Origin of the sequence: Bradyrhizobium sp. LLZ17 (assembly GCF_041200145.1) — a bacterium.
GTDB lineage: Bacteria > Pseudomonadota > Alphaproteobacteria > Rhizobiales > Xanthobacteraceae > Bradyrhizobium.
The window spans coordinates 3,392,450-3,412,298 of the sequence record NZ_CP165734.1 but is presented as its reverse complement, the minus strand read 5'-3'; the positions used below and the strand labels follow the sequence as shown (position 1 = coordinate 3,412,298).

The 19,849-nt window shown below is 58.3% G+C and carries 12 protein-coding genes and 11 pseudogenes; 18 read left to right on the top strand and 5 right to left on the bottom strand.

The genetic code is table 11. The features are described from left to right. Positions 1-10 precede the first annotated feature (10 nt). On the bottom strand, positions 11-271 hold the full coding sequence (locus AB8Z38_RS16770; RefSeq protein WP_369726167.1) for a hypothetical protein: 261 nt from the start codon (positions 269-271) through the stop codon (positions 11-13). Positions 272-856: 585 nt separating this feature from the next. Between AB8Z38_RS16770 and AB8Z38_RS16765 the strand changes: the two are divergent. From AB8Z38_RS16765 to AB8Z38_RS16745, 5 genes and pseudogenes are all read left to right on the top strand, one after another. Next, a pseudogene (locus AB8Z38_RS16765) lies at positions 857-1,045 on the top strand (dihydrodipicolinate synthase family protein); the annotation flags it as partial. A gap of 22 nt (positions 1,046-1,067) precedes the next feature. Further along, on the top strand, positions 1,068-1,241 hold the full coding sequence (locus AB8Z38_RS16760) for a hypothetical protein (protein WP_369726166.1): 174 nt from the start codon (positions 1,068-1,070) through the stop codon (positions 1,239-1,241). A 212-nt stretch (positions 1,242-1,453) separates the two neighbouring features. Further along, a pseudogene (locus AB8Z38_RS16755) lies at positions 1,454-1,908 on the top strand (outer membrane protein); the annotation flags it as partial. Positions 1,909-2,484: 576 nt separating this feature from the next. After that, the gene (locus tag AB8Z38_RS16750; RefSeq protein WP_369726165.1) at positions 2,485-2,991 is read left to right on the top strand and encodes a triphosphoribosyl-dephospho-CoA synthase; all 507 of its coding nucleotides are present in this window, start codon (positions 2,485-2,487) and stop codon (positions 2,989-2,991) included. Continuing rightward, positions 2,984-3,136 (top strand): hypothetical protein, encoded by a 153-nt coding sequence (locus tag AB8Z38_RS16745; RefSeq protein ID WP_369726164.1) that lies wholly within the window; start codon positions 2,984-2,986, stop codon positions 3,134-3,136. Before AB8Z38_RS16750 ends, AB8Z38_RS16745 begins: the two co-directional genes overlap by 8 nt. Before the next feature lie 1,071 nt (positions 3,137-4,207). Here the strand turns inward: AB8Z38_RS16745 and AB8Z38_RS16740 are convergent. Both AB8Z38_RS16740 and AB8Z38_RS16735 read right to left on the bottom strand, forming a co-directional pair. Continuing rightward, positions 4,208-4,378, bottom strand: a pseudogene (locus tag AB8Z38_RS16740) (Dabb family protein); the annotation flags it as partial. An 83-nt stretch (positions 4,379-4,461) separates the two neighbouring features. After that, positions 4,462-5,102: pseudogene (locus AB8Z38_RS16735) on the bottom strand (GntR family transcriptional regulator). A 282-nt stretch (positions 5,103-5,384) separates the two neighbouring features. Between AB8Z38_RS16735 and bioB the strand changes: the two are divergent. From bioB to panC, 8 genes and pseudogenes are all read left to right on the top strand, one after another. Next, positions 5,385-6,384, top strand: a pseudogene (gene bioB / locus AB8Z38_RS16730) (biotin synthase BioB). A gap of 47 nt (positions 6,385-6,431) precedes the next feature. After that, a complete protein-coding gene (panD, locus tag AB8Z38_RS16725) occupies positions 6,432-6,785 on the top strand; it encodes an aspartate 1-decarboxylase (protein ID WP_369726163.1) in 354 nt (117 codons plus the stop codon). Between the two features lie 55 nt (positions 6,786-6,840). Further along, positions 6,841-7,984 (top strand): annotated as a pseudogene (locus AB8Z38_RS16720) (8-amino-7-oxononanoate synthase). After that, positions 7,981-8,617: pseudogene (gene bioD / locus AB8Z38_RS16715) on the top strand (dethiobiotin synthase). The pseudogenes AB8Z38_RS16720 and bioD overlap by 4 nt, the downstream one beginning before the upstream one ends. Next, a pseudogene (locus tag AB8Z38_RS16710) lies at positions 8,614-9,869 on the top strand (adenosylmethionine--8-amino-7-oxononanoate transaminase). Before bioD ends, AB8Z38_RS16710 begins: the two co-directional pseudogenes overlap by 4 nt. Positions 9,870-11,098: 1,229 nt before the next feature. Next, positions 11,099-11,710 carry a 3-methyl-2-oxobutanoate hydroxymethyltransferase gene (locus tag AB8Z38_RS16705; RefSeq protein WP_369726162.1) on the top strand — a complete coding sequence of 204 codons (612 nt, stop codon included), beginning with the start codon at positions 11,099-11,101 and terminating at the stop codon, positions 11,708-11,710. Continuing rightward, positions 11,710-11,757 (top strand): annotated as a pseudogene (locus AB8Z38_RS16700) (hypothetical protein); the annotation flags it as partial. The gene AB8Z38_RS16705 and the pseudogene AB8Z38_RS16700, both read left to right, overlap by 1 nt. A gap of 226 nt (positions 11,758-11,983) precedes the next feature. After that, a complete protein-coding gene (gene panC / locus AB8Z38_RS16695) occupies positions 11,984-12,832 on the top strand; it encodes a pantoate--beta-alanine ligase (RefSeq protein WP_369726161.1) in 849 nt (282 codons plus the stop codon). A 109-nt stretch (positions 12,833-12,941) separates the two neighbouring features. Here the strand turns inward: panC and AB8Z38_RS16690 are convergent. Continuing rightward, positions 12,942-13,235, bottom strand: a pseudogene (locus AB8Z38_RS16690) (aldehyde dehydrogenase family protein); the annotation flags it as partial. Positions 13,236-14,197: 962 nt separating this feature from the next. On the opposite strand from AB8Z38_RS16690, the gene AB8Z38_RS16685 reads away from it, so the two are divergent. The 4 genes and pseudogenes from AB8Z38_RS16685 (at position 14,198) to AB8Z38_RS16670 (ending at position 17,622) form a co-directional block, all read left to right on the top strand. Next, positions 14,198-15,037: a TauD/TfdA dioxygenase family protein gene (locus AB8Z38_RS16685; protein WP_369726160.1), complete on the top strand. Its 840-nt coding sequence runs from the start codon at positions 14,198-14,200 to the stop codon at positions 15,035-15,037. 1,137 nt (positions 15,038-16,174) lie between these two features. Then, complete coding sequence (locus tag AB8Z38_RS16680; RefSeq protein WP_369726159.1) at positions 16,175-16,375, top strand: hypothetical protein; 201 nt, start codon at positions 16,175-16,177, stop codon at positions 16,373-16,375. Between the two features lie 19 nt (positions 16,376-16,394). Then, a pseudogene (locus tag AB8Z38_RS16675) lies at positions 16,395-16,799 on the top strand (hypothetical protein). Positions 16,800-17,121: 322 nt separating this feature from the next. Beyond that, positions 17,122-17,622, top strand: coding sequence for a hypothetical protein (locus tag AB8Z38_RS16670; RefSeq protein WP_369726158.1), 501 nt, complete (start codon positions 17,122-17,124; stop codon positions 17,620-17,622). A 132-nt stretch (positions 17,623-17,754) separates the two neighbouring features. Here the strand turns inward: AB8Z38_RS16670 and AB8Z38_RS16665 are convergent, their stop codons facing one another. Next, entirely contained in the window at positions 17,755-18,231 is a 477-nt protein-coding gene (locus tag AB8Z38_RS16665; RefSeq protein WP_369726157.1) for an Lrp/AsnC family transcriptional regulator, read from the bottom strand. 622 nt (positions 18,232-18,853) lie between these two features. Between AB8Z38_RS16665 and AB8Z38_RS16660 the strand changes: the two genes are divergently transcribed. Further along, positions 18,854-19,840 (top strand): AAA family ATPase, encoded by a 987-nt coding sequence (locus tag AB8Z38_RS16660; protein ID WP_369726156.1) that lies wholly within the window; start codon positions 18,854-18,856, stop codon positions 19,838-19,840. Positions 19,841-19,849: the final 9 nt, after the last annotated feature.

Here is a 19,849-nt window from a genome sequence, read left to right as displayed (position 1 = left end):
GCAACCGGATCTACTTGTTAGCCTTAATCGATGCCGCCTGGCCGCGTTTTGTGATGATCTTCTCGACATCTGCCATCGTTTCGGTGAATGCGTCCCACAGCCGTATCGCCTGAGCTGCGCTCTCTGCTTCGGTGAGATATGCAGTCTTGATCAGCAACCGGTTCAACAGATATGTGACGCGGGCGTTGTCAGAGTGCCGGGTTCGCAGACCGATAACCTGTCGACGCATCTCGACGAGGTCGAGCGTTTCGTGTTTTGACGGCCTCTTCAAAATCACACTCGCGTGCGTGGCCGAGCAAACGAACCCGCCACGCCGAATATGATGGCGTGACGGCTTCGCTTGGGCGGACCCAGGACGGGAGCAATGTCCGGTGCACAAGGCTAACCCTACGATGCGCCGCTGCAATCAAATCTTCAAGTTAAGCTTGATCTCCTCGCAGGAAGTTAATTCGGGAACCGGGAGGCCGCACCCGAATGTGCTTGCCGGTGAATGCCCAAAAAGGAGCGTCTAGGCCTGCGTCGGAATTCCTAACCCAGCAACAGCTGCGAAACTTCGAGATGCATCGTGAGCTGTGACTGTGCGAGCCTCGCCAAATGCGTCGGGTTCTTGACCGCTACGGTTTCCGTTCACGACCCGCGAGATACCGCCGATCGCGATCCTCTTGGAGACAGCGTCGAGGCCGTGCCGCAGGCGACGACGGCCGACCGTCCTACTGTTGAGGATTGCCGATGTCGAACGCGCCTAGACGGTAATCTTCGCCCGACGATTGGTCAGTCGTCGGCCGGGCGATCAAGGTGAATGTCGCGTCGGGGTAGCGCGTCCACACCTCAATGTCCTCTGAAGTAACGGTTAGATATCCGAAACTCCGTCGGTCTCCTTGGCAGCACCGGCTCGTACCCTTATTTCACGCGTGAAGAGCGGCGCCGCGCTGTCGAAACGGTAGTTGACCAAGCTGCGGGGCGCGCACCAATCCTGGTCGGTGTTGGAGCTTTGCGCACGGACGACGCCGTGACACTCGCTCGGGATGCTGCGGCCGCCCATGCTGGGCCAATCCAGCGATTGAAGGATGATCATGGGCGCCCGCTCCAGTCAAGCGATCGGCGCCGAAGCGATTTTTGTTGGCTTTGATATGCAACTCGATTTGCTGACGCAACATGCTGATGCCAATACCCGGTCCCATGTGTCCAACTTCGATAAGGCCTATTCTCTGTCCCGCTGTCTTAGGAGCGACGTTGTGTGATCATTCCTCGCCAATCATGATTTATGCGTTCCGGAAAAAGCCATGGTCTTGCAGAATTGGCAACAGCTCATGATGGTTGTTGATTGTGTAGTCGGGATGCGCCGCTCGCAAGCGCAACTCAGAAACAAATCCTCCGGTAATAGATATACTTATGAGTCCGAGATTCCGTGCAATATCCGTTTCGACCGCAGGCGGTCGCGGCTGCAATCTAGGACTGGAGCGGCCTCTACGTAGGTATGAACGGAGGCTTGGGCTCAAGCTCGAATTGCTGGGATTTCAATGGCCGCACGCCTGAGGGCTGCCATGATGCGACCGGCATGACCATAGGTGGACAGATCGGCTATCGATGGCAGATCGGCATTACGTCAAAGGTGGCGCCGCAGTGACGAGCAATACCTATCAGGTCAACTCCGTAGTCGCGGGCGTGCAGTTCGCGAGCTCCAATAGCAGCCCTTGGGGCGCTACTGTGGGCGCCGGGATCGAATTCGGGTTCGCGCCGAACTGGTCGGTGAGCGTCGAATACGACCACTTGTTCATGCGGGATGCCGACGTCAACTTTGTCACGGCTACTGGTCCAGTGGGCGGCGATCGCATCCGCCAAAATTTAGATCTTATGACTGCACGTCTGAACTATAAGTTCGGTGGTCCGATTTTGCTCAAATATTGATCGGTACTTGCGTTGGTGGATCGAACGCCCCCGGCCCACCGGCCGGGGGCGCTGACCTAGGGAGCCGAAAATCGCTCAGCGCGATCGTCTCAAGATCGATGCGGTATCCACATCTACTTCTGCAACCCGCAAAGCGCTTAGCAGCGCGGCACTAACGACAATACCAAGGGTAGCTGCGGCAGTTATTTTCAGGAAGGCAGAGACCTGAGCATCGAGCGCGCCGTCGTTCAGCTCCAGCAGGAAGGCGAAACAGTATCTCCCTTATCGCGCTGCACGCGCCCGCGAAGGGGAGATCGAGGTGCCTGTCACGGTCAGGCCGCTCGGCTCGATCTCGTGACTGGAGGGCGCGCTCGATGATTTCGGTGACGAGCGGGAGCGCTGTGGCCGTCGTCCGTCGCTACGCCCCGTAGGCTGGCCTGGTAACAGGCGCGCGATGACGGCGACTTCGCTTTCGCCGCAGGGGAGGGGCTGAGAAGCGCCGGCAATAAGGGAGGTGAAGAAGGCCCCTGGGACGGACGTGGAGGGGAGCGCTGAGAGCGCCATCGCAGCGTGATGAGGAAAGAAAGGGAGGCCCGCTTGCAGGCCGGCCAGGCAGGCAAGGCCGACATTCAAGCGCGCCTGCGCGATCCCAGTCCGTCGTCCTTCTGGGTTGCCAGCCGTGCTTGTCCCAATCGGACAGGGATACTCGGCCGCAGTTGGCCTACAGAGCCCGATGATCCCGGCCGGCTTAGCGCTAAACAAGCTGGGCGCGTGAAGCATCAATCTTGCCTTGCTGTCCTTCCGGCGTGTCCGTTTACTGGCGGCGCCGGGGCGGTCTTGTTCGGCTGGCAGGATCATTTTTTTGAAGCTCAGCCCGGTCATGTCGCGTCGCTTTGCCTCAAGCGCGAAGTTGAACCACATCCGAAACCCGGGTTCGTCAGCCACGTCGAGAGCGGCGCACACAGCGACATGGACGCCGAGCTGCAGTGCCGAAGCGCGGATAACCTCGCTCTCCTCTTCCCTGAGCTGGCGAAGCACGTCCTGATCGCCGGGCTGGACGCGCCGAAGCAGGGCGGAGCTTGGCGAATACTTCCATGTGCTTGAGCGTTCTCTCGATAGCCTGACCGCGCGCGGCATCGCCGCTGCGAGCGGTTGGGGCGATCGCAAAGCCGGTGAGCACAAGGCCGTGGCAGCGCAGGATCTGGCCCTGACGGAGTCGGCCGCGCTGGAGAAAAAGCTCCCGGCCTAGCAATGAAACCACGGTCTAGCCTCATTTGAGACTGGAATCGTCGATCAATATCTCCCGCGCGCTAGAGCGGGGGAGACTGCGAGACGTGGCGAACGAGCGGCGACGTAACATCTATGCTGCGCAGATATTGGTGGACGGCAGTCCTGTGCGGTGCAAGGTCCGCCACCTCACGGATTCCTCTGCGATCGTCCAAATCGATAACGCGCCTTTCGTGCCCGCGGCTTTCGGCCTGCGTGTTCCAGGTGCTGGCTTGGATATTGATTGCTCCGTTGTATGGCGTGATGAGCGCCGTCTCGCTGTGAAGTTTCTGAACTGACCGTCAATGTCTTTGTAGACACGCGTTCCTATCCTGAACTCGGACCGTTTGAGTTGTAGGATGCTGAATCCCGAGGTGACGTGCAAACTCGCCGGTTCTATCCCGGCGTCCCTTTTTCGCGGCCGGAGTCGCGGGGGGTGCCAAGCGGCTGCACGGTCAACAATTCGCTCGACGCCATCGAGCGGCATATCGGAGTCCCGCGTTCACGCGGTAGCCGACATCAGCAGACGCTTGCAGGAGGCCACCATCCTGCCCTGCGGCGCGCCTGCCGCTGCGCCCTAATTGGACTAGCCAGACGTATCCTGCTGTTGGCGACGCTCATGAGCGCGCCAAAAGTTGAACGAACCCGTGCACTATGCGCGCGCGTATGCGGGAATGACACCAGCAGGGCGGTACTGTCGGCTGACACAGCCGGTAGCATTCCGCGCTAGCGCTCGAATATCTGGAACTGAAATCCGAAATCGCAGTCAGCGGGGCCGCCGATGCCGTCGGCGACGTTCGCGCCCATCGATTTGAATTCGTGCACGGCTGGCGGGAGCACTTAGCGCACCCTCTGGAATGGACGGTAACGCGACTCGTTCTGCCAGAACAGTTGGCCTCGCATCAACAGGCGCCGCACCGAGTTGAAGGGCGAGTGGTTCATTAATTTGATGAAGGATCTTTTCTAAACTGGCACCTTCGCAGATAAAATCCGCCGACGTGTTTCGCGTACCGAGCTTGGCGGAGTCGAATGCAACCTACGCTAGTATCAAACACTCTCCATAGACGACAACGTCGATATCGTTACCGAGTTGGTCGCTCTTGCGGTTACGGGCAATCTCGAGCCGGCGTGCATGCGGAATTAGAGTGAGAATGGAAAGTCCCGCGATGATCTGCTCTATAGCGGCGTCTTCTCTGGCGCTGAACAGGACGATGTGACGAATCATGGAAGCCTGGTTTGATGCCGCAAGAAGCTGAGATAACGGTCTTCGGAGAGGTGCTATAGCGATCGAATCGCTCGCGCTCAAAGTCATTCCTGTACTGCGGACGCGGACAGTGAAAGCCGCTCGATCGTCTGAATATGGCGGGCGAGCAGATCGCAAGCTCGATCGATGTTGCACGCGCGCAGCGCCTGTAAAATCAGGCGGTGATCCTGATTTGATCGTGGTCGCCAGCCGCCGCTGCGGGCCATCGCGAACACCAACCGTGAATTCGCTAGCTGCAATCCATCAAGACTCGCAAGCAGTCGCGGCATCCCGCAGGGAGCGACGAGCGCGTGATGGAACGCGCGGTTGGCCCTCTCGAACTCCTCAATGGTACGGGCGTTCTCTGCATCGCTCAGAGCCAGCTCGATCACGCCAAGCCTTGAGGCGTGAGGTTCGAGGCTGAATTGCGTAGGGCGACTACCTCGAGCGCTGACCGCATCTCGGCGATCTCCTTCACGGACTTGGTATCCAGTGAAGCCACTCGCACGCCGCGGCGCGGGACGGTGATAACCAGATGTTTGGCTTCGAGCTGTCGAAATGCCTCGCGTACCGGAACGTGGCTCGAACTGAACTCCCGCGCGACATGATCCTGTCGCAGCGGTGCGTCCGGACGCAGAGCCCCGTTGATGATCCGCTCCCCGAGCGCATCGGCGATGCGCTCAGCGATTGTCGTATTCTCGTTCATTTAAGATTATCTATCATTTGCCGGTGCAGCGCCGGAAGAGCGAGAGACGCTTCGTCGCGCAGGATTTCTGCAATGCTTGACCCGCTTTCGCGGTCTTTTCGCAGCGCGCTACCCTTAAAGTGGCCGATCGGTGGCTCACCGCGCGCCGAACCAAGACTTTGGGCCAGCCCATTCGCCGAAGGTTGTTCCTCGCAAACTCTGCCGGCATCAGTCGGATTGGAGATTATCGATAAATATCGGCGAATATCTACCAATCTGGTGCTGGATACAGAAGTGAGCCTCATGAAAGTCGCTGTCGCAGCTGGAGCCGAAGCGGGCAGCGACAGTCAGTCCGCTCGCACTGATTGGACGCGCGCAGAGGTCGAAGGCCTGTATAGCTTGCCTTTCGCCGACCTGGTGTTTCAAGCGCAGAGCGTTCATCGCGAGAATTTTGATGCAAACCACGTCGAAACCGCCACAGCCTACTGGGCATCAAGACCGGCGGCTGTCCGGAAGATTGCGGTTATTGCTCGCAAAGCGCTCATTACGACGCAGGTGTCCAACCGTCTCGCCTGATGGGTCGTCCGACGTGGTCGCTGCTGCTCAAGCTGCAAAGACAGCTGGGGCGAGCCGCTTCTGCATGGCCGCTGCCTGGCGCAGTCCGAAAGATCGCGATCTGGATCAGGTTTGCCACATGGTGGCCGCGGTCAAGGCTCTTGGACTGGAAACGTGCGTCACGCTCGGCATGTTGGACATACGACAGGCGGAACGGCTGGCCGAAGCCGGGCTCGATTTCTACAACCACAACGTCGACACCTCGCCGGAGTTCTACGCCAGGATCATCACCACGCGAAGCCTGCAGGACCGAATTGACACACTGGCACACGTTCGCGAGGCCGGCATCAAGATCTGCAGCGGCGGCATTGTCCGGATGGGCGAGGACATCGGAGATCGAATAGGGATGCTGCTGTTGCTCGCCAACCTGCCTGGTCATCCGGAAAGCGTGCCGATCAACCTGTGGAATGAGGTGAAGGGCGTTCCGGTCAGCGCGACTGCGAAGCGCCCAGATCCGATCGCGAGTATCCGTCTGGTCGCAACCGCCCGGATCATGATGCCGAGGAGCGTCATGCGTCTGTCGGCCGGGCGGCAGTATATGAGCGATGAGCTGCAAGCGCTGTGCTTTTTGGCCGGGGCTAATTCCATTTTCATTGGTGACATGCTGTTGACCACGAACAATCCGCAAGCTCATCGGGACGCAAACTTGTTGAGCAGGCTTGGTATGACCTCTGGGTTGTCCCGGTGAGCTACAGCAGCAACCGGTCGGGTACGAATTTTCATCGTAGGTAGGACATGCACGTTACATTAATGAAGGGGAAGATCCATCGCGCCTCGGTAACCGAGGCCGATCTGCATCCCGAGGGCGCGATTTCGATCGACCGCAGCTTGCTGGACGCTGCGGGATTTGTAGCTAACGAGCACGTGGAGATTTACAACGTCGAGACCGGCGCGCGGTTTGGCACTTACGTCATCGAGGCGCCAGCAGGCTCGGGAGTCGTCGGACTGAATGGTGCTGCGGCACGGCTGGCCATACCAGGAGACAAGCTCATCATCGTGGCGTACGCCTCGTTCAACGACAACGAGGCGCGAACGTTCAGCCCGCGTGTCGTGAGAGTTGATCGGGAGAACCGGATTTTGTCGGGTTGACAAAATATCTCATTGTCGGTCCCGCTGAAACTGCGCGAAGGTTCCAAGAGTTAGCATGCTGCCGGTCTGCGGGTTCAAATTAAATAGTTACGTCGCGGATCTGGAAAGCCTCGCGGGCGACCACCGGCTGCGGAGCCTAAAGCCGCGCGCGGGCATCGATTTCACCTCGAACGACTATCTTGCGCTGTCGAATGCGCCGCGCATCAAGAGGGCGGTGACCGCAGCGCTCGAGGGCGGAACGCCCCTTGGTGCAGGGGGCTCGCGGCTTCTGAGGGGCAATTGCGAGGAGCACGAGGCTCTGGAAGCCGGACGCAGCCCGGTTTTTTCGAGCCGGTACATCTCTCTTCTTTAGTAGTGGTTACATCGCAAATTACTCAATTCTGACCACGCTGCCGCAGCGGGTCGACCTGCTTGTCCTGGATCTGCTCGTGCACGCCAGTGTCCATGAGGGGGCACGCGCCGGCCGAGCGAGCTACCAGCTGTCTCGCCACAACGAGCCGCAGATCATCGAAGACACCATTCGTCGCTGGAGGGGCGCAAGGCGGAATCGGCCGCGTGTGGATCGTTGTCGAAAGTCTCTACAGCATGGACGGCGATTTCGCGCCCCTCGAAGATCTGGTTGGAATAGCCGAGCGATATGACGCGTTCTTGCTGGTCGACGAGGCCCATGCGACCGGTGTGTACGGCGACCATGGGAGAGGGTTCGCAGCATCGTATGCAGGACGCGAAAATCTCCTGGTCCTCCACACCTGCGGTAAAGCACTGGGCGCCGCCGGCGCGCTTGTGACGGCCGCGGGTGTGTTGCGCGACTTCATGTGAACCGTTGTCGTCCCTTCATCTTCGCGACCGCGCCCTCCCCGTTGGTGGCCGTAGCGGTGCGGCAGGCGCTGTTGGTCCTTGAACAGGAGCCGCAGCTTCAAGAACGACTGGCAAGTTTGGTCGCGGAAATGCGTCTGCGGGCTTGGCGAAATCCTTCGGCATCACAAATTGTACCACATCTAGTCGGCGATACTGCGCGCACGATGCAATTGGCGTCAAGACTGCAGGCGCGCGGCTTCGATATCCGCGGAATTCGCCCGCCTACTGTGCCGGAGGGGACCGCTCGGCTGCGAATATCGCTGACGCTCAACGTGGTGGAGGATGACGTGCGTGCAATGCTCGACGCTTTGTTCGAGGAGACAACAGGTGAAGCGCGATGAGTCGGCAGATCGTTGTGGTGGGCACGGATACCGGCGTCGGTAAGACGGTCTTCTCAGCCGGGCTCGCCAATTGTCTTGGGGCGAATTATTGGAAGCCGGTTCAAGCAGGCCTGGAGGGAGAGACGGACGCGCAGCTTGTCGAGCGACTGGGCTGTCTGGACGCAGATCGAATCATTCCCGAGCTCTATCGGCTTCAAACACCGGCCTCGCCTCATCATTCGGCGGAACTAGAAGGCATTCGGATCGATACCGAGTTGCTCAAGCTACCGAAGAAGAGCGAGCGGCCGCTTGTGATTGAGGGCGCTGGCGGCGTGATGGTGCCACTGAGCTACGGCAAACTGTTCAGCGACGTGTTTGAGCAATGGCAGATTCCCATCGTGCTGTGCGCGAGCACTCGACTGGGCACGATCAATCATTCGCTGCTCTCGCTAGAGGCGCTTCGAAAGCGGCAGATTCGCATTCTTGGGATTGCATTCATTGGTGAAAGGAATCCGGAGAGTGAGAGCGCGATCTGCGAGATTGGACGGGTGCGGTGGTTGGGGCGACTGCCGTGGTTTTCTCCCCTGACCGTCCGAAGCTCTCCAGCTCGCCTTTAGAGAGTCGTTTCTTCGCGATGATTTCCTGACCTTATGACGCGAGAGACGCGCTCGCCAATTTGGCATCCATTCACCCAGCACGCCCTTCAGGATGAGATGACACGGGTGCTGGGCGGTCAGGGCGCCTACCTCTATACCGATGATGGTCGCCGTATCATCGATGCAATTTCATCGTGGTGGGTTGTCACGCATGGTCATTATTGTGCGCGCGATCCGGGAGCAGGCGAGCAAGCTCAATCAGGTGATCTTCGCGGGCTATACGCATGAACCAGCCGAGGATGTTGCCGCGCTGATTCTGAAATTCACGCCTAGCGGACTGGATTACGTGTTTTTCTCCGACAGCGGCTCCACGAGTGTCGAGGTCGCGTTGAAGATGGCACTCGGCTATTGGCTCAATATCGGCGAGCCGCGTACGCGTGTTGCGGTGATGCAACACTCGTATCACGGCGACACCATTGGGGCGATGTCGGTCGGCGCCCGTAGCGTGTTTAACGCGGCCTACGAGTCCCTGCTGTTCGACGTGAGTGTAGTCCCATTTCCTAAAAGGGGCCGTGAGCAGACGACGCTGGATGCCCTCGAGGTTGCGTGTCGAACCGAGAGCCTCGCCTGCTTCATCGTTGAGCCACTGATATTAGGAGCAGGCGGAATGTTGATGTACCAGGGTTGGGTACTCAACGAGATGAATCTAATTTGCGAAGCCTCGGGCGTCCTGTTCATTGCCGATGAGGTGATGACGGGCTGGGGCCGCACCGGTACTCTATTTGCCTGCGAGCAGGCAAATGTGACGCCTGATATCGCCTGCTATTCAAAAGGACTGACGGGCGGAGCTTTGCCATTGGCCGTGACGTTATGCCCGGGCCGATATATTCAATGCGCATTACTCAACAGATCGTACGCGCACATTGTTTCATTCGAGTTCATATACGGCCAATCCGATCGCTTGCGCAGCCGCAAAGGCTAATCTGGAGCTCTGGCGGGACGAGGAGCCTAGCGCGCGCGTAAGGTCGGTCGCGAACATGCAGGAGCGCGCGATCGCGCCCTTCCGCACTGACTGTCGGTTTGAAAATGTCCGTCAGAGGGGGACTATCACAGCGCTCGACCTGAAATCAGCTGATAGCGGTTATCTCGCGAGCGTTGGTCCGAAGCTTCAGCGCCTGTTCAGAGACCGGAATCTGCTGCTGCGGCCGCTAGGAAATACGATTTATGTGATGCCCCCTTGTTGTGCGACAGCGGCAGATCTTGACGAAATCTACGCCGGCATCAGTGAAGCTGCCGATTTTCTGGCTTGATGACGTGCGCTTAAATTCAGCCGCAACAGAGAGTTCTGCCACAGAGGTTTGTGCTGGTGATCGGAAAGGTTTGCGGCTTTACATACGCCATAGAGGTCAATCGATCTAAATCCATCGAAGATGCGGTGAAGAGAGCAGGATTTATTCGTCGCAAACCCGTTAATTGCAACAATCGGGAGTCGCCGGGGAGTAAAGTTGGCGAGACCAGTGGAGCATGCCGACGGCGCATCGAGCCACGCGGGAGAAGCGGTGATGCGAGCCCAATCGGGCGGACCATGCTGCACCCCTGTCACAGCCGCTTCGAAGCAAATCGGGGCGCGATGTAAGCAGTTTGAAGTGTCGAAGGCATAACGTCTACAGGAGGCGAGAATGCGCAATGGCTCCGATAATTCCCGCCACGGTTCAGCCCGGTGCTGCGCGATTTGCGGAGGAAAGTTTGGCTTGGTCCGCTACTACAATTGGCGAACGGCTCTTTGCTCCAGAAAATGCGTTAATCGCCTCAAGGCGCGGCAGGTAGCCAATCTCAAATGGTTACGCTCGCAGCGACTTGCTTGATTGTGGCGCTTCGCTCAGGTGCGGGATCACGCATGGAAATTGATAGCGCGGATTTCGAGCGCAGGTTGCGCAAAACTGTTCGCGCGGGCGTCTGGTCGCGGTGGCGGGCGAAGCCCTGGCCTTTGAGGACATCGTCCAGAACAATGTGATGCCGACCGCTCGCGTGCAGCGCGCGCGGGCGGCACGTGATCACAGCTACAATCGAGCAGGTCTCAACTCGTCCTCATGGTTGAGAGCAGCACAGAAGCAACAGGTAAGAGATGTCGGCGACAATCATCGATTTTGGCACTTTCAAGGTCCACAGGCGGGTCTCGTGTAGAACAGCAGGCCACGCGCCGCCCTCGACAGCGCTCGAAGGCGCGGTCGCGCCACTCTTCTTTTTTCCGCTTTTCTTGGCTTGGATGCCGTTTTGCCTAATGGCATTGCCTGCGGCGGACCAAGAGACCACCGGCACATCCCTGTGAAGTTGGCGACGGACCATCCACCCGGTTGACAACGCGTCATGCTTCGCGGCTGGTCGAAAAGGCCGTCATCATTCGCGAAATTGGTGCGGCTCAAGGGACCCCGAACAAGCCTGGGATGCGTTGGGTCGTGGTCGTCGCAACCAGCTTGATGCGCCTCCTTGCGAAGGCTTATTCCGAAATACGGGTGATCGAAGGACATGGATTTGAAGAATGGGTCACATTTCGTCTCCAACCGCGGAAAGGGTCACCATTCCAGTCTTACGACGCTGGAAGCGGGAGGGGCGTCGTGTAGCGATGACCACTGCTTACGACGCCGTTTCGGCGCGCATCGCCGATCCCCTCGTTGATATCCTTCTAGTGGGGGATAGCGTTGGCAACGTCTGTCTCGGGTTCGACAACACCCTCCCAGTCAGCGTGGCAATGATGAACCACCATCTGGAGGCAGTGGCCCGCACGAGGCCTCGTGCCTTGCTTGTGGCGGATATGCCATTCCTCAGCTTTCACCTCAGCCCGGAGGAGACGATCCGAAACGCTGGCGGATTCCTGCAGCGTGGCGCAGACGCTGTGAAGCTGGAAGGGGGAGCCAAGCGCGTCGAAATGATCCGTGCTTTGGCCGATTGCGAAATTCCCGTGATGGGTCATCTCGGCCTCACCCCGCAGAGCGTGAATGTGATGGGCGGATTTAAGGTGCAGGGGAGAACGGCCGATGAAGCCCTGCGCTTGCTGGATGACGCCCATAGTTTGCAGGAAGCCGGATGCTTCGCCCTAGTGTCCTTGAAGGTATCCCAGCCGATCTCGCAACGCGTGCGACCGAAACCCTGATGATTCCAACGATCGGAATCGGCGCGGGCCCCTCCTGTTCCGGCCAGGTGCTCGTATTCCATGACCTCCTGGGTCTGACCGCCCGGTCACCGCCCCAAATTCGTTCGCACTTATGCGGATGGCTTTGGGCTTTTGCAAGACGCGTTGTCGCGCTGGGTCGCCGATGTGCGAGAGGGTTCGTATCCGAGCCCAGACGAATCCTACCTGGCTTGCTGAGGCCTTGGCGAGCCGATCGCACAATGGACGCCTTCCAATCGGACGTAAGAGCTACAGATGCAAACCATCAGGACGGTCGCGGAGCTTCGGCAAGCAGTAATCCAAACTCGCAGGCCGAACAAGCGGGGCGGCTTCGCTCCCACAATGGGCTATCTGCACGAGGGACACCGGGCCCTGATCGAAGCGAGCAGAGCGCAGTGTGATGTCAACGTCGTGAGCATTTTCGTGAACCCTATCCAGTTCGGTCCAAACGAGGATCTCGGCACCTATCCTCGCGATTTCCTGCGCGATGAACAATTATGTCAAGATACCGGAGTCGGAATCCTCTTTGCGCCGGGTACAACAGAAATCTATCCGGCTGGATTTGAGACCTTCGTTGAGCCCGGCGAGATCGCAAAGCCGCTCTGCGGAGCCTTTAGACCGGGACATTTCGGTGGAGTTGCGACTGTCGTCTGCAAGCTGTTCAACATGGTACAGCCAGATGTTGCATTTTTTGGACAAAAGGACTTTCAGCAATGCGCGGTGGTGCGCCGCATGACTGTTGATCTTGATCTGCCGATAAAGATCATCACCATACCGACGGTGCGGGAGGCCGATGGGCTGGCACTGAGTAGCCGCAATCGTTATCTCAGTCAGCAAGAGCGTCAGCGGGCGCTCGCCGTCAGTCGCGGCTTATTCGCTGCGGCGGAAAAATTTCAAGCAGGAGAACGAGACGTAGGCCGGCTGCTCGCGATCGCAAAACAGCATTTGACTGCCGTTGATCGGCTAGAGTACCTCGACCTAGTCGATTGCGGTGATCTTAAACCTGCTGACAGCCCTTTGAGGAGTACGGCGCTGCTGTGCGTTGCTGCCTATGTCGGCTCAACTCGGCTGATCGACAATATCATAATGCCGCTACCAACGTGACATTCTCACCTAGATTCCCGATAATTAGGTGCAAGCGAGGTGCGGACGGCAACGTCGTGAGTCGCTAGCCCAGATTATAGGCCGCGATGGCCGACAAAGCGGACCCGTTCACCAGGAGAGAGTACCATTTGCGCAGAATGGTGGAGCGTTGCTTAGCCGTGAGCTTCGCCCATATGGGAAAGGCACGTTCAGCAGCCTCCACCGCTCTCGTGCAATCGTGGCTGGAGAGCTGCGGCACTTTGGCAAGCTCGATGCCGGTTGCCGGGTTATTTACGGCAAGGGCAGGTGAGCCGACCCAAGCGCCATCAATGTAGCAGGCCTCCCGCAGAAGCAATGGGTCTTTCAGGCGGTCGCGCAGGTTCGACGAGCCTTGCTTGACTTGTGCGGAGGCGGTCGGGGTCATCGCGTTACTCCTAAGGCTGTCGAATCCGAGCTATCCGGTCTTCCGAAACTGGCGAAAAAAGGCCGCGCGAGAAACCGCGCGGCCGAGTCAGGGAGGAAAACGCCCCGAAGGGCACTGAATAGGAGCCCAGCGAGTAAATGAACTCCCTGGCACTCCAATCCTGCACGAAACGTCGTCAAATCGTGCAAGCGGACATCGGATAATCATTTCTTTCGGATCATTGGCTGCGTTCGCCGCGATATGCTGCAGTTTTTATGCGCAAATGTTCCCGGGGTCGCAGCAACTGCTACTTGTTCGAATTTCGAGCGCTGTTGGTCGACCGCATCGGACACGTCGCTCGTGTATTCCCGGATCCGACCCAGTGGAGTTGCTTTCGGTTTTTTCGGCGTGGGGTAATGCAGCGCTGGTCTTGACTGAGTTCGATTCGTGACGAACCGGCTTGCCGGCGCCGCAAGAATAAAGATCCCGCGAGTGCCAAGGGCCACGACCGATTCAGCGCGTGACGGCGTGTCTTTGGCTCCGACCGGACGAAGTGATCGCCTTGACGTTCAACTTGATGAGACTGCCTGTGCTCTCGTCATGAATCTGTATCAGTTTATCGGTAGCTCAGATCGTGTGGGGCGGAGATCGTTACGCCGGAGACAGTCAAACCCAGGAAGAAATGAATATCGTCGGCGCAGCTTCCGCGCTGGTCCAAACAGATATTGCACCGACAGCAACGGTCGTGAAGGAAACATTGCACGTCATCAGAAACAAAAACGAATTCGTTTCATTGACTAGGCAAAGATGGGTCTTACATTTTCGACGTCAGAGCGAAGGCATCATGCCCCAATAAACTCCGGGCGGCGTTGCTCGGAAAAGATACTTATTCCGATTGGACCTGGAAACGCCGACTCGACGATCGCTCAAGCGATCGGAGATCGCGGAGTGTTGTCTACTGGATCATAGGATGAGGATAAAACATGCGAACTGCGCCAATCGTTGACACGTTTAATCCGCGGGCGAACATCATAGCGCTCTCGCCTCGGCTTGGTGCCGAGATAGTGAACGTCAGACTTTCTGCCAAAATCTCTCAGGACGTTCTCTGCGCCATCCGCCAACTCGTGCGTGAGCACAAGGTGATCTTCTTTCGTGACCAGAAGCATCTTGATCACCTTGGGCACGAGCGCTTGTTGGCTATGCTCGGCCAGGCCATTGGTTCAGATGGCGATTCGTCCACAACTATCACCGCCCACGTCGCTTCAGGACTCTCCCTTCGACGGTCGGCGGCGATCGCGCCCGGTGGCCGTGAGGCGGCCTGGTCGAACATGCGAGCCGCATATCTCGACCTTCCGCTGCCGCTGCGTAAGCTGGTTGACGACCTATGGGCCACTTATGGCAATGATTTTTCGGAAGCGGGAGTGTCAAGAGCTGCGGAGGCAAACACGAAGTCTCCGGACGAAGGGGTCGTTCAAGCGAGACGTGAAATCGGCCGCCCGGTGGTTCGAATCCATCCCGAGACGGGTGAGCGCATTCTCGCACTCGGCGATTTCGCAGCCCATTTCGTCGGACTGCAGGAGGATACCGGCCAGAAGCTCTTTCGTCTGCTCCAGTCCTATATCACTGCGCCGGAAAATGCGGTTCGGTGGAAGTGGAAGCTCGGAGACATCGCCATTTGGGACAATCGTGCGGCCCAGTACTATGCGATCGATGACAAGCAGAATGGCGCAACGAGTCGCGACAATCTCGCTCGCGATCTGTCGACTGGTCGCGGCCGCCGGCGCGGGAACGCACCAGGGCCTCAGGCAGCCAGGGCTGCCTGATTCGGCCGGTTCCGGATCTGCTGGAGTCGAACTCCGATGCCGGAGCAAAGCGATGCTCTCTCGAGTTGATACTATGGCTCGTCGCGCAGCCAAAACAATCAAGCCCCTCTTCGCGCTCGCGACGAGGGTGCTGCCGCCGATCCGCCCGTTCGCGCAGGAGCGTCCCGGGATCGGTGGTGTACATTCGTCGGTAGCGCCTGCTTTGCCAAGGCAAATCATTCAAGACAATCACTCACGCAGACGGTTTCCCTTCTGACGAGCTACGTCAGACTTTGGCTCTTGAACGCACAATTGCTGCTCTTTTTGGAGGAAATAGGCAAAATACAACTTCCTAGCCCCGATACTAATTGTTTGAGACGGACCGGGGCGGTTTGTTGAGAAAATCATGGCTACAGAGTCTGCATTGCTTTTCACGATAATAGAGGAACGCAACAAGGCGACACAGAAATGTGTCGGTCGCGGATCTCCAACCTGTGGTCGGGATCGCACCATGAGGCCATTCCTGTACTTGCGACCGAACCTGGCGAGAAGGCCAGCATAGCCCGGCTGCCGACGTGCAGAGCTCGCGCGTGGCCCCCTTGTTGTTCTCAGAGACTAGGCAAGACATCGTTATGTTGAGAAGAGGGGCTGCTATGACGTCGCGTTACGAAGCGATGAAGGATGGAGGGCCGACCGGCGTCGGCTCTGCCGCCTCGTTCGCCACCGCAAACGGTGGATTTGTGACGCAGGTAAATTCGTCGGCAGCGAAGACGTGCTTGGAAAACAGGTCCGATCCACCGGATGCTTTGGGGGAGGACGCAGGTCTAAATGGCCAACCTCCGCTCGACGGGGCCTCTTAGTTCTCATGCCTTCCAGTCAGAGGCACCGTCTGGCCACACTTCAGTTGTTATGCGTCAATCCACACGCTCATTCTGGATGGTGCGAGCGGAAGTACCGGGCCCGGCGAGCCCCACGGGCTCGGCGGAAAGTTTCAGTAGAGTCGATCTAGGAAAAGCTGCCCTGCAGCGCGTGAGCATTTTCCGGATTTGCCAACTGCGAAGATTGAAATTAGACTCTCTATGACGTTTGCAAGCTTTAACATTCTTGAATTGTGGACCAGTATGATTTCGCTACGATAGGTTTTCCCTCGGGGGTCCTATGCTTGATCCTGCAACCACCGCACTTCTGCGCGCCGTCCTTGATGAGGTCTGCGTTCACATTTCCACTAACGATACGGGCGCCCGTGCTCATGTTGCCTCAAAAATTCTACAAGCAGCCAGCCGAGGCGACACGTCGCCCGAGCGGCTCAAGCAAATCGCACGTGAGGCTCTCATGGAGGCGCCAACGATGTGGCGATAGTCGCGAAAGGCGCGTGGACGTGAATTTCCAGGTCACAGTTCTGAAGATCCTGGTAAGCTATCCGGACGGCTTCGCAGTGATGGCGGATATCAAACGCGACATGGCAATACTTGCGACCAGCGGATACGACTGGACCGATCGCACCAAGCGATGGCCGCGCATGTGCCGGATCTGGATATCTTCTCGCAGAAATTGGTCGAGCGCCTAACTGGCGGGTGGCGCATCATCGGCAAGGGACGGGAAGTTCTGGAGTTCATGGAAGCCCGCTCGCGCCGTCCAGAGCCTCTGACCGAAGAGGCTCCTAGCCAGTCAACCGCTCCGTCAGTGCTAGTACTCAGGCCCCCGGAGCAAATGGTGGCGGCGGAACGAACGCCGCCAGTGCCGCCGCGCCGCCGGCGAACGGATTGCGGGCGGGATTCAGTAAGGCTGCTCTGCGGAACGCCACCGTCGATTGCTGATATCGCAGCTGCCTAAACTGGGCACAGCGCAACGCACGCGGCTCCCCGCGAGCAACATTGTCTCGCTGCTATCCAGCAGCGCGTCCGGTGCAGAGAGAAGGTCCGCGGGCAGAAGCCCTGGCTCAAAATTCTCGGACGAGTCGCTGCGCCCCGCTGTCACAGCACTGAAGAGCGGCGAGTGACGACAAAGTTGCGTAAAACTGTGCTGTCTGCGGCCGCGCTCTTGACCCTTGCCCCCTCTCAGGTCAACGAGAAAACCCAATAGGTCAGAATGAGAAGCTGGGGATCATGGACGTGATTGAGCAAGTGAACGCCTCGGAGCTGCCACCCGTCCTGCACAAATCCTCAAGACGTTTTTCTTGGAGTCTCGCGCTCGTAGCCGTCTCCATCGCTCTGTGCGCCGGCGTAGCTTATTGTTGGAGTAACATCGAAACAGCTTTCGCGACGTTATCGGCGCATGAACCGGTGCCTGTGCCGAGTTTATCACCTGAAGATAGGGAAACTCTCTCAGAGATTCGATCGGGGCAACGGCAAGCGATTGAAGAGATGGCAGAGCTCAATCGCAGTATCGGTGCGCAGCAGGCCGATTTGACACGGATGGCGGATCAGATCGAGGCGCTGACCGCGAACATCGTGTCTCTGCAGAATTTACCCCTCGCCATGACTGTGCCCCCGACTCCTCCGCCGCCTGCACCCCATCCCGTCTTGAGGCCGGTAAAGAGAGTGATCCAGCCGCCCAAACCCGAAGGGCCCGTCTCGGTCGGGGGCGTGCCGCTCGCCCCCGAGTGAAACTCCGACCAGCGTTGATGGAGGCAACGGCCTTGTCGTGGGCGCGTCTCAATTTGCTGCCCTTCAGTCCCGCAGACGTGCACTGGCGAACAAAGATAGTCGTAGCGATCTGCGGTCGACCTGAACCCGCGGTCAATCTTCGGAGGGAACCTCGATCGGTACGGCAAAGCCCGCTTTTATGCGATCCAACACGACCATCGTCTTAAAGCCTTTTATGTCAGGGTTCACATAGAAAAATTTCCGCGTGAACTCCTCATAATCCTCCATGGTGCGGGCGGTAATGTATAGGACAAAGTCCGCTTCCCCAGTTACGTAGAAGCCGTTGACGACCTCAACTGACGATTTAACGGCCTTCTTAAACTTGTCGATTATATCAGCCCGTTCGCGCTCCAGACTAACAAGCACAAGCATCTGAATGGGTCTGCCTACCGCCTTCGGCGAAACAATCGAGATATCAGCCTCAATGATCCCATCAGAACGGAGCTTCTTCAGTCGCCGCTGACACGCGGTGGCAGAAAGTCCGGCCAGGTCGCCGACTGCTTCGGAAGTGATACGATTGTTTTTTTGCACGATCTCGAGGATGCGGGCATCAATCCGATCGTACTGCATAATCGGACCTCAATCTTGAGGCGAATTTCACCGCGATATCCGTTCGCGGCGCAGGAAATCGCCCGAGATTAGCACATCCCGCTATGTTTTCAACAATGACCGCTTACGGACACCCCTTCGCTCAGCGAGCCACCTTGCCGGCATCGCGGGAGACGATAAGGCGACGATAACAGCTACTGCTTTGAAGCTCTGCGGCTGTGCGCCTGCAGCGAAGGGGCGATGAGCTACTTGCAGCGCCGCAATGCGCATGAGGCAATCCCAAGCTGAGGCATTCAACTCCCAATTCGGCGCTCTGGTGCAACGAGCAGACCGCCAGCATCGCGGTCAGAGCGCGACAATCCGCGCTAGACCAGCGAATATCTTTTGACCAGTTTGCCAGGGTTTAGCCCGCTGCACTCAGTGATTTCGCAGCCCAGCGGAACTGCACCCGCAGAGTAGGGAGGCGAGATATCCACCGCTGCCGTGCCGTAGGAAATCGTACAAAAATGTGCCTGCAGCCCCATTTCTGAGGAATCGCAATGGAATAGACACGAATTCGCGGTACAATCGCTTGCTAAGACGTCAAGGTGGATCACGCAGGCAAACGCAACCAGCCGGCGTTGATAGGATCATACTGAAGACCATGTCGACCGCTCGCCATATTGTTAGTTTGCTGAAGAGCCACATTGCCGGCGACGGTGAGCGTTTCCTCGCGACCGCAATGCAGCTTGCCGCGCATGAGGCGCGGCAGGGGCATGGGAAGCTGGCGCAGGAACTCAAAGAGCTGATTGACCAGGCCAAAACAAGCGACGCTGCAATGACCAAGACGGCGCGCCCCGTTCCGTTAGTGCAGCCTAAAGGCGAATTGGTTGGGGTGCTGCACGCCGGTTATCCGGACCTGCGTCTGACCGACATGGTACTGCCGGACGAATTGCGACATCGGCTCGAACGCGTGCTGACTGAGCAGCGGCAGCAGCAGAATTTGCGCCAGCACGGTCTGAAGCCACGTCGCAAACTGCTGCTGGTGGGACCGCCTGGTTCGGGCAAGACCATGACGGCTGCCGCCCTGGCGGGCGAACTCCATCTCCCATTGTTCACCGTCGTCCTGGATGGCCTGATCACGAAATACATGGGCGAGACGGCCGGAAAGCTACGGCTGGTCTTCGACGCTATGCAGGCAACACGCGGGGTCTACTTTTTCGACGAGTTCGATGCTATTGGTGCCCGGCGCGGGGAGCGACAGGACGTCGGCGAAATTCGCCGTGTCTTGAACTCTTTCCTGCAATTTCTGGAGCAGGATGAAAGCCACGGCCTCGTCGTTTCTGCGACCAACCATCCCGAGCTATTGGACAGGGCGCTCTTTCGTCGATTTGACGACGTTATTGAATACGCGTTGCCTGATCTGAACTTGGCTGAAGCCTTGCTGCAAGCGCGCCTCGATCGCTTCGACACGCGCGGAATCGCCTGGAAGCATGCCGTCGAGCAGGCCCATAATTTATCTCAGGCGGAAATTGTAAGAGCTGCGGACGATGCGGCTAAAGCGATACTCTTGCAGGGCGGGAAACGCATAACATCAGAGGCGCTCAGTCAAGCGCTGATGGAACGCCGGCGGGCCTCGCTGTCTGAGTAAGCGACAGTA

What these genes read in the sequence shown, in the direction of transcription:
- panC (WP_369726161.1), top strand. Translation starts at nt 11,984, where the DNA reads ATGCAAACCATCAGGACGGTCGCGGAGCTTCGGCAAGCAGTAATCCAA.
- AB8Z38_RS16665 (WP_369726157.1), bottom strand. Translation starts at nt 18,231, where the DNA reads ATGCAGTACGATCGGATTGATGCCCGCATCCTCGAGATCGTGCAAAAA.
- AB8Z38_RS16680 (WP_369726159.1), top strand. Translation starts at nt 16,175, where the DNA reads ATGCTTGATCCTGCAACCACCGCACTTCTGCGCGCCGTCCTTGATGAG.
- panD (WP_369726163.1), top strand. Translation starts at nt 6,432, where the DNA reads ATGCACGTTACATTAATGAAGGGGAAGATCCATCGCGCCTCGGTAACC.
- AB8Z38_RS16685 (WP_369726160.1), top strand. Translation starts at nt 14,198, where the DNA reads ATGCGAACTGCGCCAATCGTTGACACGTTTAATCCGCGGGCGAACATC.
- AB8Z38_RS16760 (WP_369726166.1), top strand. Translation starts at nt 1,068, where the DNA reads ATGATCATGGGCGCCCGCTCCAGTCAAGCGATCGGCGCCGAAGCGATT.
- AB8Z38_RS16670 (WP_369726158.1), top strand. Translation starts at nt 17,122, where the DNA reads ATGGACGTGATTGAGCAAGTGAACGCCTCGGAGCTGCCACCCGTCCTG.
- AB8Z38_RS16705 (WP_369726162.1), top strand. Translation starts at nt 11,099, where the DNA reads ATGGGTCACATTTCGTCTCCAACCGCGGAAAGGGTCACCATTCCAGTC.
- AB8Z38_RS16660 (WP_369726156.1), top strand. Translation starts at nt 18,854, where the DNA reads ATGTCGACCGCTCGCCATATTGTTAGTTTGCTGAAGAGCCACATTGCC.